The following is a 13,902-nucleotide window of genomic DNA, read 5'->3' on the forward strand; positions in this document are numbered from 1 at the left end:
GATCTTGAGCGGCTCCGGAAACGCCCGGCGGGCGGTTAGGCGTGTCCGGCCAGGCTGTGTAGGCATACTAGGCCGGGTACGGCGGCGCGGCCGAGCTCGGTGCCGGTGGCGGGATCGTGCCAGCTCACGGCATCGGTCTGGCCTACGTAGAGGCGTTGACCGTCGGGGGTCAGCACGAGGCCGTTGACGGGCTGGCGGACCGGCCATTCTGTGGCGGGGCCGAGGCGCCCGAGATCGACTGTGCGTACCGCCGTGCCGACGCCGATGAAGAGGCGATCGCGGTCCGCGGCGGCATATCCGGTGCCGGTTCCCCTGGTCAGGGTGGCCGTCCGGCGTACCGCCAGCTCCTCCGTGGATATCTCCGCGACGGTGCCGGAGGTGACGTCGGCGACGAAAAGCCGGTCTCCGTTCGGGCTGATCGTCATGGTATGACCGCTTGCGGGGGCCTCCCCGAACGGGTGCGGCAGGTCGACGCAGTAGGCCCATCGCGCAGTGAGGTTCAGTGTGTGTACGAACGCGTGCACGTTGCCTGGCCGCCCGCTGACCAGGTTGCGGGTGTGTTGGTGGTCGGGCTGATGGGTGTAGAGCGTGTAGAGGGTAGTACGATCCAGCCCGAGTACGGCCTGGCGTCCGTCGCCGCGCATCTCCTCCTCCGCGCCGGGCGGGATCGGCGCCTTGGCGCGGGTGTAGAGCGGGCCGGCCGTCTTGGTGGCCAGGTCGACGACGCGGACCCGGTAGCGGTCCGGCACCGTCGGCGGGAGCCACTCGAGGACGAACAGTCCGGCGAGATCTTCGGTGAAGGCTTCCGGTACGAAGTTGCCGCGCAGCTCCAGCCGGTGCTGGGCCCCGGTGACGTCGGCGATCAGCACGGGGGTCACGTCCCGCCCGGCCGGGCGCCCTTTGGTGACACCCTCCGCGTTCGGCGTGAACGCCACCTTCGTACCGGTGGCCGAGACGGCCTGCGGTACCCACCGTCCGGGCAGCTTGACCCGAGTGGAGGCGCGGCCCGTGGCGGTGTCGATCCGCCAGAGGGCGGTGTCGGCGCCCTCGGGAGCGGTCGCGTAGACCGCCAGCCCGTCGGCGGTGGCGATGGAGTGCGGGATCGTCTGCCGGTCGGTACCACGCAGGACGCCGAGTCCGTGGTCGACCTCGACGAGCAGCGCGTCCGGGACAGTGACGGCGAGGGCGGAGTTCGGCCTCCGAACGGCGTCACAGCCGACCAGCGCGGTGGCGCCGGTACCGGCAAGCATGGTCAAGATGGTGCGGCGCGAGATCGATGTTGTGGCCATCATGTCCAGGTGACACCGCCACATCCGCCACGGTTCCAACCGCGGCGGGTGGAACCCGCACGCCGCGGGCGGTGTCATGAGTGTGATCAGACCGGAGGTTCCCACTGGACGACGGAGAGCTCGTCACCCGCGCCCGGGCAGGTGACCTGGAGGCGTACGAACTCCTGGTCGCCCGGCACACCGCGTCCGCGTACCGGACAGCGGTGCTTCTCGGTGCGGGCTCGGATGCCGACGACGTCATCCAGGAGGCGTTTGTGAAGGGACATCGCAGCCTCTCCCGCTATCGGGGAGAGTCGTCCTTCCGCTCGTGGCTCTTGGCGATAGTGGCCAACGAGACCCGCAACCTGTACCGGTCGCGCAGCCGGCGAGATGGAATCGTCCTGAGGGCCGCGACGGCGAACCCAGGGTCGGAGGTCGCCGAGGATGTCGGGGTCGCCGCCGTTCTCGCCGCGGAACGCCGCGCGGCGCTGGTCCAGGCCCTGCGCCTGCTGCCGGTGAAGGACCGTGAGGTGATCGTCTGCCGCTTCTTCCTCGATCTCAGCGAGGACGAGACCGTGACGATGTTGGGATGGCCCCGAGGCACGGTGAAGTCGCGGACGTCTCGGGCACTGGCCAAGCTCCGCGGCCTGCTCGACCGCGAGGAGGCCCTCCGTGAATGACCTCGAGCGGGAGCTGCGCGGCCTGTCCGCCTGGCTGGAGACACCCGACGCGCCCGACGTGACCGCCCGCGTACGCGCCCGGCTCGCCGCGCCCGCGCCACGGCGACGCCGGTGGCGCTACTACCTCGCCGCGGCGCTCGTCGCCCTGCTCGTCGCCGTGCTACCGCCGGGGCGGGCCGCCCTCGCCGACGCCTTGGCGGGGTTGCTGCGCTTCGCCGGCATCACCATCGCTACGTCGCCCGCACCGGCACTCCCCACCGGTACTCCGTCGCCGTTGCCGTCGCAGCGGCCCGCCGCCCTGGATGAGGCACAGCGGCTGGTGCGGTTCCCGATCCGCCTACCGGCGAAGCTGGGCTCGCCCGAGCAGGTGCTGGTCGCCGACGTCGACAGCACCGGCACCTATCGAGTGGCCACGCTGCTCTACCGCGGGGGTGCGCTGCGCATCGATGCCTTCGACGGTCGTCTCGACCCGGTCTTCCAGAAGCAGGCCAGCGGGCCGGGCGTGGACTGGGTCCAGGTCAATGGTGAATTCGCCGTCTGGATCGGCGGCCCACATCCACTGACCTATGTGGATCGGGCGGGCGAGGTCCGCGTGGAGACCGCACGGCTCGCCGCCTCGACTTTGATCTGGCAGGAGGCTGGCGTGAGTTGCCGGCTTGAAGGCGACCTCACCAAGGGCGAGGCGATCGAGATAGCGAACTCGCTGCGTTAGGGGGATGCGCACAGGTAGCCATCGTCTTTCGCCGGGCTTCCTTGTGTTGTTGCTGGCTATGTACCGGCATGCGCGTTTGACCCATAGAGCGCCGCGACAGGCTGCGGCGCGGGGGTCGAAACCGGGCCCCTGCCCGACTGGGCGGACGCCGGGTTCAGCGGGAACGCCCGGATCCCGCACGTCTCCGGCGCGAACGGAGACATCGTCGCGGTGCTGTTCGGTTACCCGCTCACGCAGGCCACGCAGGACGGGGCCAACAACAAGATTCTGTGGGTCTCCCGTCCAGCCACGACGTCGTCCGACACGACCTCGCCGGCCGCCCTGGCGATCACGGCGAAGCTGGACGGCACCGAGACACGGGTGACCCGGGAGGCCACCGGCGATCCGGGCCCATCGATCATTGACATGCCGCAGGCGGACTGCTGGCACCTCGAACTCCGCTGGTCCGGGCGCACCGACACGATGGACCTCGTCTACACGCACAGCTAGGCCTCGCCGGGCGCCGCCTGCGCCCGGAGGCTTGCCTCACCGACCAGGCACCCAGACGCGTCCCGTGAGCTGGGACTCCGATCCCACCAGCAGCGCAACCCCGAACCGTCGGCAGGGATTATCGACCCTCAGAGCGTGAAGGGCGCCGACACCGTTGGGTCGGGCCACCCGCGGCTACGACGCCGGGAAGAAGATCAATGGCCGGAAGAGGTTCATCGTCACCGACACCGCCGGCCTGCTCTCACCGTGACCGTCCGCGCCGCGAGTTGGCAGGACCGCGACGGAGGCAAGAGCGGCCTGCTCAGTGCCTGCATGGCCACCCCGACCCGGCACGTCTTCGCAGACCAGGGCTTCGCCGGCCGGCTCGTCGACTGGGCCCGCGACACCCTCCGCACTACCGTCGAGATCGTGATCGATTGGGCGGCTGGACGCTCCTTCGTCTGGGTCGATGACGAGATCACCGATGCAGATCGCGCCTGGGCGTCCGCACACCATCACGGACAAGCCCTTCTTCATCGCGTCCTCTCACCGTGGCCTTGCAGACACATACTTCGCCGTCATCGGCCGATGGTTGGCGCAGCTATAGCAGCGCCACGGAGACAGATGCGAGGACCTCTCAAGCACGCACTTAGGCGACCGCCTTCGTAGAACCCATGCCGTACGCCTGGCTTTCTGTCAGAACCAAGAATGCCGGCACGTCCCATTTCGAGTCACTTTCGCCCCAGCACATCAATGTGAAAGGTGACTGGATAGGTCGTCAGGCGGTTGTGGTGTCTGTTGTGGAGGCTGGTAGCTTGGCGGGTTGTGCCTGCCGAGTCGTTGCCGTCGTATGACGAGCTGGTTGCGCACGTCGTGGAGTTGACCGCCCGGTTGGAGCAGGCTCTCGCGCGGGTTGCGGATCTGGAAGCCCGGTTGAAGTTGTCGTCGTCGAACTCGTCGAAGCCTCCCTCGTCGGACGGGTTGGCCAAGCCGGCGCCGAAGTCGTTGCGCGGGCGGTCGGGTCGGGGTCCGGGACGGCCGAAGGGTCAGGACGGTGTCACCTTGGAACGGGTGGCGGACCCGGACGTGGTGCTCCGGCACCGGCCCGCGGTTTGCGCCGGGTGCGGGAAGAGCCTGGCGGCGGCTACCGAGATCGAGGTGACCCGGCGGCAGGTGATCGACCTTCCGGAGCCGAAGCCTCAGGTGACCGAGCATCAGCTGATCACTTTGGCCTGTGCGTGTGGGCATCACACCACCGCGCCCGCGCCGCCAGAGGCGTCCGCGCCGGTCGTGTACGGGCCGCGTCTGGCCGGGATCGGCGTCTACCTGCTGCACGGGCAGTTCCTGTCGGTGTCACGCACGGCGGCGGCGATCAAGGACCTGTTCGGGGTGCCGGTCGCGGCGGGCACCGTGGCCGGCTGGGTGAAACGCACCGCCCTGGGCATCATCGACCGCGTGCTGCCGGTGATCGCCGGACGCGTCGCCGCCGCACCGGTAGCCCATTTCGACGAGACCGGGATGCGCACCGCAGGCCGTCTCGCGTGGCTGCACTCCGCCTCCACACCCACCGACGTGCTCCTCGCCGTGCACGCGAAACGCGGCACCATCGCGATGGACGAGATCGGGATCCTCCCGCGGTTCCGCGGGGTCGCGGTGCATGACGCGTGGGCGCCGTACGACACCTACACCGACGCGGTCCACGCGCTGTGCAACGCCCACGCGCTCCGCGAGTTGATCTATGTCACCGACACCGCCACCGGCCTGGTCGCCGACCTCGCCGGCCAGGCCATCAGCGCCCTGCGGCAGCTGAACCAGCTCGTCGGCACCGCGCACACCGCCGACGCCACACCTGATCAGGCCGACCTCGCCTACCACCTGCACCTGTTGCGCAGCGCGGTCGTGCTCGGCGCCCAAGCCACCGCCGAACGCGCGAGCAAGCTCGAACGCAAGCATCACGCCCTGTTCGTCCGGCTGCGTGACCGCCGCGACGACTACCTGCGCTTCGTCACCAACCCCGCCGTCCCGTTCGACAACAACCCGGCCGAGCGGACCATCCGCATGCCGAAACTGAGGATCAAAGTCTCCGGCAGCATGCGCACCCTCACGGGAGCCGAACACTTCGCTGCGATCCGCAGCTACACAGCCACCGCCACCCGAAACGGCCTCGGCATGCTCGACGCCCTCATCACCGCCGCCGCCGGCAACCCCTGGATCCCCACCACCGCCTGACCACCGGCTCCAACGCGCCTCGATTCAGGGACCTATCCAGTTACTGTGAAAGGTACCGTGATGGTCGCGGGCCGGTCGGGATGCACGCCTTTGTGCAGGTCCAACAAGAGCTGGTGCACCCTTTGGCCAATAGTGAATACGTGCGGGCGATGTCGGGTGATGTCCTGCAGGACTAGGGTATGGGAAGGGTATGGGTCCGCCGTTCAGGACTGAGTGGCAATCCTGCACCATCGACGAACTCCCATAGGACGTCATCTAGTTGAACAGCGACCATTTTCAGCTTGGCCTGTGGTCCACGGAAGATGAGCTGCCCTTGGAACACTGTCAGCTCGGAGAACTTGGGCCCCCCTTCCGCAGGCTCACGCTCGCTCTCGGCGATGTTCAGTTTCTGGAATCTCGAAGGTCGAACATCGGCTCAGTGTCCAACGCACGGCGATCCAGTTCGACGGCCAGGTTCTTCTTGCTGACTTTGGCCTGCGAGAGCGAAGTAGCGGCGCTGATCAGCGAGACGACGAGCGCAGCTACGGCGATCCAGTCCGACGTATCCACGAAGTGATTGTCAACAGTCTTCACGATCTCGTCACTCGGCTGATCGTCTAACGCCGTCCAGCAGCAAGCAAAGACTTGTCCGCTCCGCTTTCCAGGAGGCGGTCGAGCCGTCGTTTCTGCGGACGGGTGCGGTGCGGTTGGCTAAGGTCGGGCAGGTTGAGGATCCGCTGTCGTCCCGGTCGGCCGTCAGCGATGGCGTCTCCGCCACGCTTGGTGAGCCTTTTCCATCGGGTCGTCAGATTCACCGGGCATCAGCGGCTGGCTGCGACAGTTCGCCGACCTCGGAGCGCGGCAGGTGGGTGCAGTGCGCAACCGTGGCGTCGTCAGGGACCCGAGCATCGGGGTCTCCGGAGGTGCGGGCTTCGGCCTGCCGGACGCGGCGGATGATGTCGGCCGGCCCGTTAGCGCCGAGCAGTTCCAGTACGCCGGGCCAGTCGGTCAGGCCGTACGGGCTGACGATGCGGCTGGCGCCATTGCTGAGCAGCGCGACGCTGCCCAGGTCATGAAGGGGCCGACTGCCGCTTACCGCTTCCTCCGCCGCGTGCGGATCATCCTTGGCGATCCAGTAGCCGCCCGGCTGGTTCCGGCGAGCCCGCAGCGCCTCGACGCAGGAGTCTCGGATGCGGTCGTACTCCGGCGTTCCCCTAGGAACGCCATCCAGGGACGCTGAGCAGATGCGCCTGGTGGTGACCTCACGCTCGTCGGTGATGATTTGCGGGCCACCGCAGACCTGGTCGAGGACGAGGAAGGAGTCCGCGAGCAGGAGATAGTCCAGGCGGCCCCGGTGGGCGCGGACAATCACCACGGTCGCCTGCGGGCTGCTGGGGTTCGTGATGTCGCAGGTGCCGCGGTGATCGGCGGCTATCTCGCCGATCGTGGTGGCGAGGATCGCCGCGAGGTCTCGCCCGTCGTCACGCGATAGCCGGCCGAGCAGCGCGCCGCCGAGACGGTGCGTATACCAGGCGACACCGTGGGAGCAGATCGACTCGCTTCCCGGGATGCCGGCGCCGTCCAGCAGTACAGCAGCGCCGGGAACAGCGCCGGCGAAGTCCTCGTTCGGCCGGCCGGACTTACCGGCGCTAGTCGCCATGTTGACGTGCACTCATGGGCTCCTAAGTCAGGGATAGCAGGGATGACAATCGACGATCCCTGTGAATCCGACACATGACTGACGTACTCGCCTGGCTCACTGGGTCCATCGTGATGACGATGGCTGTGCAAGGGCCGGAATGGGCCTGAGGTGAGGCTCCCGGTAAGACAGCAGTCGACCAGGATCCGATGCCCCAACCGGGAGCCTCGTTGCTGTCTTACCCTGCGGCGATTCCGCTGTCCACCCGCACCCTGAACCACCTCGCCGACCTGATCCGTAGCCGAGGCTCGCCGCCGGGTTCGAGATCGGCACGAACACCGCCTGGCGGTACGTACGCGAAGCCGTCGACCTGCTCGCCGCGTCGAGCTCGGCTGCCGGTGTCGACCGACGTCAGCCGTCCCGGAGAGCGTCGTCGATGTCGGTCTCGCGGCGGCCGAAATGGACCGGGTGCCGGCCGGACAGCACGTCCAGCGCCGCCTTAGCGCAGGCGCCGTACTCGCGGCTGGAGCCGACCCACCACCGCTGGCGTACCGCTTCGCGACCTCGTCGCCCACGCCGTTCGCGTCGACGTGGAGGCGCCGGCACCATCGGGATGTGCCCGGTTCGCCGCCCCGGGGCCATCGCTACCGTCACGGAGATCCGCCCGCCGGTCGAACCGCCCACGAGTTGAACCTCGGCCCGCCCTTCCAGCCCTCGTTGAGCGCTGGTGCGGCCGGTGATGGGGGAGAGATTGGGAGCAGCAGGGCCCACTCAAGGGTCGCGCAACAGCACTGACGCAGACCTGCTGTTCTACGTTTCCGCAGGTCAAAGCCGGTGGAGCGGCCCGCTTCACACAACTTCTCTCCTCGGCCAGGCGGGGCGTCCCGGCCGGCGGAGAAGGCGGTGCCGAAAACGAGGCACCCCGCAAGTGCGGAAGCAGTACGGTCGTAACCGAGACCCTGCCTCACCGGCGGCCTCTGGGGGAGCGATGGCCCGCCTGATCGTGAGTGGAGTCCGGTCATTGGCGCCATTGGCACAGCGCGCAGGCCAGGGAACCGACCGGGGAGTCCCACTGGTAGGACGCCGCAGACTCAGCCCAGGGAGGCCGCGATGAGCACGAACGTCGACATGAAGCTGGAGGTGGTCGTCATCCCGGTCTCGGATGTCGACCGCGCGAAAGAGTTCTACGGGCGCCTCGGGTGGAGGCTCGACCAGACACCGCCTGGCATAGTCCAGTTCACTCCGCCCGGCTCCTCGTGCTCGGTCCAGTTCGGTCCAAATCTCACGTCGGCCGCGCCCGGTTCGGCCGAGGAGTACCTGATCGTGTCCGATGTCGAGGCGGCTCGCAACGCGCTGGTCGCCGCCGGTGTCGAGGTGAGCGAGGTTTTCCACATCGGCCCGGACGGCCCGGTCAGCGGTCTGGATCCCCAGCGTCGCAGCTACTTCTCGCGCGCCTCGTTCAACGACCCCGACCGCAACAACTGGCTGGTGCAGGAGATCACGACCCGGCTTCCCGGGCGCATCGAGGCTGCCGCGACTTCGTTCGGCTCCGCAAGGGACCTGGCGAGCGCGCTTAGGCGTGCGGCGGCCGCCCACGGCGAGCACGAGAAGCGCATCGGCGAGGCGGACGCGAACTGGCCCGACTGGTACGCGGAGTACATGGTAAGCGAGCAGACAGGCGCCGAGCTGCCCAGGTGAGTCACCACGCTGCGATCGTCATCGTCGGCGCCGCCCCGATCACGATACCCAGGCGCCCCGCTGGGCAGCCGCAGCGCCGGAGCGGAACAACTCGGCCGGCGGCGCCGGCCGAGATCGACGTCCCGATTCCGTCCGGGACGGCGGGCCGAGGCAGCCTGAGATCGGCGTAACGGGTGATCAGCCAGCGCTACGGGCGGAACCCGACGTACCGTGAGATCGTGCCGACGAGAGATGTGATCACCAGCGCCGATCTCGACGAACTTCGCCGCTCGGCGCTCGGCACAGCCGACCCGCTCGGCGTCGCCGCCGACCTGGCCGACGCGGTGGAGCAGGGCCGGTTTGCGGAGCCGGAGGACGCCGGGGACGCGCTGACCCTGGCCGCGGAGATCGCCGAGATCCGAGGGCGGCTCGACGCCGCACTCCGGTACGCGGACCGGGCCCTGGCGGCGTACCCGTCGGTAGAGGATGCCCGGGCCGGCTTCGCCCGGGCGCTGCGGGCCCGGATCCTGTTCCGGGCCGGTGGCCGGGAGGACGAGGCGACGGCGGAGCTCACCGCGCTGCGCCAGCTCCTGATCGAGCAGCCCGAGGCCCCGGCGTACGTCAGCGCGGCTCTGGACGCCGGCGGTCTCTCGGTGATCGCCGAGGAGTGGCTGAGTGAGGCGGTCGACACCGTGCTCGGCAGGCGGGCCACCGCGGCCGCAGCACCCACGGAGGCCGTACCCGGCCCCGAGCCGACGGTGGAGGTCGGCCCTCCGGAGGCGCCCGGCGTCCTCTTCTTCCTGCTGCAACAGCGGCACCGGGTACGCCGGGACTTGAACCTGCCGCATGATCGGCAGGACGATCTGGCGGACCGGCTGGAGGCCCAGCTCGTCCGCCGGGCGGAGCAGCGGCAGGGCACGGAGATCGACCTGCTCTTCTGGCCCCGGGCCGAGTTCGACCGCCTGCTCGCCGAGCACGCCGAGCTGACCGAGGCGTACGGCCCGGACTGGGACGCGCACCGGGGCCGCCTGGAACGGCACCTCGTCCAGCAGGCCAACACCGGTCGGACCGGGCTGAGCGTGGTCAGCGGAGAGGTGGATGGGCTCAACGGCTACGCCAGCCGGCACGACGGGGATCCGACGGATCCGGAGATCCGCACCCGCTACGCGCGAGACCTGGCGACCCGGCCCGCTGCGCAGATTTCCTGGCCGCCGGAGCGCAACGACGCCTGCTGGTGCGGCTCGGGCCTCAAGTACAAGAAGTGCTGCCTGCCGCGCTCCCGTAGCTGACCGCCCTGCCGATCGCTGGTGGCGGCAGCGAGGCCGCGCCGGCCTCGGCGAGCGGTCGCCGCCAAGGGGGGTGTGTGAGGGTTCAGCCCGTCGACGCGTGGTGCACCTCGACGGCGTGGCCCATGCGGGTGACGGCGTCGGTGAGGATCGCGGGTGAGGTGGCGAAGTTGAGTCGTACGAAGCCGACTCCGCCGGTGCCGAAGACGTGCCCGGAGCTGAGGGCGACCCGCGCGCGGTCCAGGAACATCTTCGCGGGCCCGGCGACATCGCTGGCGACGCCGGGTGCGTCGCCGTCCGACTGTGCGGTGTCGATGCCCAGCGCCGTGCAGTCCAGCCAGGCGAGGTAGGTGCCCTCGGGCCGGTGGTACCGGACGCGCGGCAGGTGCTTCGCCAGCAGCGTCTCCAGCAGCGTGCGGTTGGTGTCGAGGCCGTCGAGGAGGAGGTCGAGCCACGGTCCGCCGGCGCGGAACGCGGCGGTGTGCGCGATGACGCCCAGGTGGCTGGGCCCGTGGCTGACCTCTTCCGGCATGCGGTTCAGGTCGGCGGCGGCCTGCGGCCCGGCGACCGCGAGCGCCGCCTTGAGGCCGGCGAGGTTCCACGCCTTCGAGGCGGAGATCAGGGCGAACGCGTTCTCGGCGCCGGCCACCGTGAGGTACGGGGTGAAGTGCGCCCCGGGGAGCACGAGGGGGGCGTGGATCTCGTCGGAGATCACCCGCAGGCCGTGCCGGCCCGCCAGCTCCGCGATGGCCTCAAGCTCACTGCGGCGGTGGACGACGCCGGTCGGGTTGTGCGGGTTGCACATCAGGAACGCCGGCCGCCGGCCGTGCTCCCGCGCGCGGCGGAAGGCCTCGTCGAGAGCGGCGAGGTCCATGCGCTGGTCGGGTCCGAGCGGGGCCTCGATCACCTGCCGGCCGGCGTGGCTGACGAAGGCGTAGAAGGGCGGGTACACGGGGGAACAGACCACCACCGCGTCTCCGGGGTCGGTCACGAGCCGGAGTACCTCGACGATGCCCATCATCACGTCGGGTACCAACGTGGTGTGGTCGACGCGGAAGTCGTGCCAGCCCCACCGCTGGGCGGCGAAGTCGCCGAGCGCCTCGGCGTACGCCGCCCCGTACGCATATCCGGTGTCACCGAGGTCGATCGCGCGGCGGAGCGCGTCGGCCACGGCGGGAGCGAGGGGTACGTCCATCTCCGCCACCCAGAGGGGAAGCACGTCGGGCGGGTGCATACGCCACTTCACGCTGGTGCGCTGCCGGAGTTCGGGCAGAGTCAGCCGGGTGAGCGGATTGCGCGCCGTGGAGCCGTTGGCCGAGGGAGCAGTGCTTGCCATGCCGCCCACCTTAGGCCGTACGTCGTCGTCACCGCCCGGTCCGGCGCCGACGAGCGCGACGCCCGGTGCTGCTCCGCTACCGCTGCGACCCCCACTGACCCGCCGGTCAGGTATGCCGGGACGGTAGGACGCGTAGCGAGCTCTGCTCGTGAAACTGCAGCCCTGGCGGCCCTCCCATTGGCCGCGCTCCCGCAGTAGGCCTAGGCGCGGTAGCTGTTCGACGTGACGTGGATGGAGGGCCGCAGACGTGCAGTTGCAGCACACGTCTGCGGCCCCTACCACTACGGAAGCTGCAGCCTCGACCATGGACACGCACCGGGGGTGGCCGCCCGTTCCCGACCCGGCAGTCGTCGACCAGATCGGACCGTTGGGTGCTGGGCTGGGTGGGTGGCCCTTTGGCGCAGTAGGGCACCGTCTGGTCCGGTAATCGATCCCTGGCTTCCGTCACCCGAGCCTGCCGGCGGCGGATCCGCTGGCCGGAGAGTCAGCGATCGGAGAGGTCGCGGTCGGGCTCAGGCTGAATCGCCGCGACGGCTGCGGCCAGGACGATGCCGAGGCTTCCCAGCTGCATCAGGGGCGCCCACACCGGCGCGCGTACCGCGAGCAGCCCGCCGAGTGCAGCGCCCGCGATCAGCCCCAGCAGGGTGAGGACGCTCTGCGTGACGTCGCGCAGCCGATGTCCTGAGGTGAGTCGTGCGATCACGGTGGTGAGCGTTCCGGTGAGATAGGTGGTCGACAGTCCCGCCACGCCGAAGCGCTGAACCGTGCTGCTCTGGATGCCGAGCGCGAGCGCGTTGAGCACCAGCAACGACAGTTGCAGCTGTCCCGAGGGGTGGCCGCCGCTCAACCACCAGCCCACCGCGTACCCGGTAAGCACCACGCCCTCGACGACCAGCGCGCGGGTCACCGCCGGGGGCCAGACCGGGTCGTCGGGTCTCGGGGTGCCGGCGATGCGTGTGCCCAGCGAGCAGCCGAGGATGAAACAGACGATCGCCGCCCCGGTGTGTAGGGCCAGCGCGCCGTCGGTCCCGGCCAAGGCGACGCCGAGCAGGACCATGTTGCCGGTCATCACGCTGGTGAAGGCTCCGCCCAGCGCCAGGAACCCGATCGCGTCGGTGGCTCCGCTGTTCACCGCCAGTACGACGGCCATCCACTCCCGCCACCGGCGCTGCTGGTGGCTGCTCCGCGACGCCGCCGTCGGCGTCCACCTGAATCGGCGCGGATGCGCGCTGTTGATCGTCGGCATCGGTTCACGATGACAAACCGGCCGACGGAAACGCCGTGGACTGTCTGCACAGAAGAATGCGGCGAAGGATGTGCATCTTGACCGTGGGGTGCTGGTCGTCGGCTCCCTAGCGTTGGTGGCACCTCAGAGACTCCCGTGGCGTTACGCCGAGCTGCCGGGACCGCACCGACGCACCAGAGAGAGGCGACCAGATGACCGAGCTGCTCTCCCGCGACAAGTTCCGCGCTGCCCTCGAGGACGCGATCAAGGGCAGGGAGGCCAAGAACGCGTCGTTCAGCCAGGCCTGGGCCGACGGCAAGCTGCAGCGGCACCACTTCGCACGCTGGGCGGAGAACCACTACCACTACGTGGGCCCGTTCGCCGACTACCTGAGCTACGTCTACGCCAACACCCCCGATACCTGTACGGACGCCAAGGACTTCCTGCTGCAGAACATGTACGAGGAGGAACTGGCCGACATCCGCCACACCGACCTGCTGATCCGCTTCGCCGAGGCCTGCGGGACGACGCGGGAGCGGATCGAGGACCCGAACAACATGAACGCGGTGACCCGTGGCCTCCAGGCGTGGTGCTACGCCACCGCCATGCGCGAGCACTTCGCGGTGGCGACCGCGGCACTGGTCGTCGGCCTCGAGTCCCAGGTGCCGAGCATCTACAAGAAGCAGATCGTCCCGCTGCGCGAGGCGTACGGCTTCACCGAGGACGAGATCGAGTTCTTCGACCTGCACATCACCTCCGACGAGGTGCACGGCGAGCGCGGCTATCAGATCGTCCTGGACCACGCCAACACGCCCGAGCTGCAGCAGCGATCGCTGCAGTTCGTCCGCTGGGGCGCGGAGATGCGTTTCTCCTACACCAAGGCGCTCTACGACACCTACGTGGCGCAGGACCTGGTCAGCGCCTGATCGAAGCCGCCGGACGGGTGGGTCCATTGGTTGGCCCACCCTTCCGGCATCTGCGGCCGGAGTTCCGCAACCGCTTCAGACCGGAGGGAGTCGGGAGTGAGCGAGCCTAACCCCGTCGCGTGGGTGCTCGTCGCCGAGCTGTCCGAGCTCGCGCGCCGCAAGAAGAAGCAGGTGGTCGTCGGCGACACACCGATCGCGCTGTTCCTCGTCAACGGCCAGGTCTTCGCGTTGCACGACGTCTGCGTTCACAAGCAGCGCTCGCTGAGCAAGGGGACCCTGCTGCACGGGCGGATCATCTGCCCCGGCCACCAGTGGTCCTTTGACCCGGCCACCGGCGAGGCGGCGGACCAGGTCGAGTGCCAGCCGACGTACGACGTCCGGGTGGAGAACGACAAGATCTACGTCAACCCGCAACCGCGCCCCGGCCCCGCGGACGCCGGCGCCGCCCCGTACACGACCACGGCCGCGGGGTGAGAC

15 protein-coding genes and 1 pseudogene are annotated in these 13,902 nt (G+C 69.4%); 9 read left to right on the top strand and 7 right to left on the bottom strand.

What is annotated here, in order from left to right:
* Positions 1-35: 35 nt before the first annotated feature.
* A complete protein-coding gene (locus OG799_RS08975; protein ID WP_406044580.1) occupies positions 36-1,250 on the bottom strand; it encodes a YncE family protein in 1,215 nt (404 codons plus the stop codon).
* Positions 1,251-1,492: 242 nt separating this feature from the next.
* Here OG799_RS08975 and OG799_RS08980 point away from each other — a divergent pair, with 242 nt between their 5' ends.
* The 3 genes from OG799_RS08980 to OG799_RS08990 all read left to right on the top strand — a co-directional run bounded on the left by OG799_RS08980 (position 1,493) and on the right by OG799_RS08990 (position 3,149).
* Complete coding sequence (locus tag OG799_RS08980; protein WP_406044581.1) at positions 1,493-1,948, top strand: RNA polymerase sigma factor; 456 nt, start codon at positions 1,493-1,495, stop codon at positions 1,946-1,948.
* Positions 1,941-2,660 carry a hypothetical protein gene (locus OG799_RS08985; protein WP_406044582.1) on the top strand — a complete coding sequence of 240 codons (720 nt, stop codon included), beginning with the start codon at positions 1,941-1,943 and terminating at the stop codon, positions 2,658-2,660. The genes OG799_RS08980 and OG799_RS08985 overlap by 8 nt, the downstream gene beginning before the upstream one ends.
* A 210-nt stretch (positions 2,661-2,870) precedes the next feature.
* Complete coding sequence (locus OG799_RS08990; protein WP_406044583.1) at positions 2,871-3,149, top strand: hypothetical protein; 279 nt, start codon at positions 2,871-2,873, stop codon at positions 3,147-3,149.
* Positions 3,150-3,323: 174 nt separating this feature from the next.
* On the opposite strand, the gene OG799_RS08995 is transcribed toward OG799_RS08990, so the two are convergent.
* On the bottom strand, positions 3,324-3,665 hold the full coding sequence (locus OG799_RS08995) for a hypothetical protein (protein ID WP_406044584.1): 342 nt from the start codon (positions 3,663-3,665) through the stop codon (positions 3,324-3,326).
* A 288-nt stretch (positions 3,666-3,953) separates the two neighbouring features.
* Here OG799_RS08995 and tnpC point away from each other — a divergent pair, with 288 nt between their 5' ends.
* Positions 3,954-5,357, top strand: a complete 1,404-nt coding sequence (gene tnpC, locus OG799_RS09000; RefSeq protein ID WP_406044585.1) for an IS66 family transposase — start codon at positions 3,954-3,956, stop codon at positions 5,355-5,357.
* A gap of 381 nt (positions 5,358-5,738) precedes the next feature.
* Here the strand turns inward: tnpC and OG799_RS09005 are convergent, their stop codons facing one another.
* Both OG799_RS09005 and OG799_RS09010 read right to left on the bottom strand, forming a co-directional pair.
* On the bottom strand, positions 5,739-5,906 hold the full coding sequence (locus tag OG799_RS09005; protein ID WP_406044586.1) for a hypothetical protein: 168 nt from the start codon (positions 5,904-5,906) through the stop codon (positions 5,739-5,741).
* A gap of 241 nt (positions 5,907-6,147) precedes the next feature.
* Positions 6,148-7,008, bottom strand: a complete 861-nt coding sequence (locus OG799_RS09010; protein WP_406044587.1) for a hypothetical protein — start codon at positions 7,006-7,008, stop codon at positions 6,148-6,150.
* Between the two features lie 197 nt (positions 7,009-7,205).
* On the opposite strand from OG799_RS09010, the pseudogene OG799_RS09015 reads away from it, so the two are divergent.
* Positions 7,206-7,363, top strand: a pseudogene (locus tag OG799_RS09015) (IS5/IS1182 family transposase); the annotation flags it as partial.
* Positions 7,364-7,386: 23 nt separating this feature from the next.
* On the opposite strand, the gene OG799_RS09020 reads toward OG799_RS09015, so the two are convergent.
* The gene (locus OG799_RS09020) at positions 7,387-7,659 is read right to left on the bottom strand and encodes a hypothetical protein (protein ID WP_406046530.1); all 273 of its coding nucleotides are present in this window, start codon (positions 7,657-7,659) and stop codon (positions 7,387-7,389) included.
* 426 nt (positions 7,660-8,085) lie between these two features.
* Between OG799_RS09020 and OG799_RS09025 the strand changes: the two genes are divergently transcribed.
* Positions 8,086-8,673 (top strand): VOC family protein, encoded by a 588-nt coding sequence (locus OG799_RS09025; protein ID WP_406044588.1) that lies wholly within the window; start codon positions 8,086-8,088, stop codon positions 8,671-8,673.
* Positions 8,674-8,891: 218 nt separating this feature from the next.
* Positions 8,892-9,941 carry an SEC-C metal-binding domain-containing protein gene (locus tag OG799_RS09030; RefSeq protein ID WP_406044589.1) on the top strand — a complete coding sequence of 350 codons (1,050 nt, stop codon included), beginning with the start codon at positions 8,892-8,894 and terminating at the stop codon, positions 9,939-9,941.
* Between the two features lie 82 nt (positions 9,942-10,023).
* On the opposite strand, the gene OG799_RS09035 is transcribed toward OG799_RS09030, so the two are convergent.
* Both OG799_RS09035 and OG799_RS09040 read right to left on the bottom strand, forming a co-directional pair.
* Complete coding sequence (locus OG799_RS09035; protein ID WP_406044590.1) at positions 10,024-11,274, bottom strand: MalY/PatB family protein; 1,251 nt, start codon at positions 11,272-11,274, stop codon at positions 10,024-10,026.
* Between the two features lie 484 nt (positions 11,275-11,758).
* Positions 11,759-12,520: a YoaK family protein gene (locus OG799_RS09040; RefSeq protein ID WP_406044591.1), complete on the bottom strand. Its 762-nt coding sequence runs from the start codon at positions 12,518-12,520 to the stop codon at positions 11,759-11,761.
* A 191-nt stretch (positions 12,521-12,711) separates the two neighbouring features.
* On the opposite strand from OG799_RS09040, the gene OG799_RS09045 reads away from it, so the two are divergent.
* Both OG799_RS09045 and OG799_RS09050 read left to right on the top strand, forming a co-directional pair.
* The gene (locus OG799_RS09045) at positions 12,712-13,425 is read left to right on the top strand and encodes a TenA family transcriptional regulator (protein ID WP_406044592.1); all 714 of its coding nucleotides are present in this window, start codon (positions 12,712-12,714) and stop codon (positions 13,423-13,425) included.
* Between the two features lie 96 nt (positions 13,426-13,521).
* Positions 13,522-13,899, top strand: coding sequence for a Rieske (2Fe-2S) protein (locus tag OG799_RS09050; RefSeq protein ID WP_406044593.1), 378 nt, complete (start codon positions 13,522-13,524; stop codon positions 13,897-13,899).
* Positions 13,900-13,902 lie beyond the last annotated feature (3 nt).

This window comes from Micromonospora sp. NBC_00898, from assembly GCF_045207895.1.
Lineage (GTDB): Bacteria > Actinomycetota > Actinomycetes > Mycobacteriales > Micromonosporaceae > Micromonospora.

Coding starts and splice junctions, on each gene's coding strand:
- OG799_RS09045 (WP_406044592.1), top strand. CDS start 12,712: ATGACCGAGCTGCTCTCCCGCGACAAGTTCCGCGCTGCCCTCGAGGAC.
- OG799_RS09040 (WP_406044591.1), bottom strand. CDS start 12,520: ATGCCGACGATCAACAGCGCGCATCCGCGCCGATTCAGGTGGACGCCG.
- OG799_RS09035 (WP_406044590.1), bottom strand. CDS start 11,274: ATGGCAAGCACTGCTCCCTCGGCCAACGGCTCCACGGCGCGCAATCCG.
- OG799_RS09025 (WP_406044588.1), top strand. CDS start 8,086: ATGAGCACGAACGTCGACATGAAGCTGGAGGTGGTCGTCATCCCGGTC.
- OG799_RS08995 (WP_406044584.1), bottom strand. CDS start 3,665: ATGAAGAAGGGCTTGTCCGTGATGGTGTGCGGACGCCCAGGCGCGATC.
- OG799_RS08975 (WP_406044580.1), bottom strand. CDS start 1,250: ATGCTTGCCGGTACCGGCGCCACCGCGCTGGTCGGCTGTGACGCCGTT.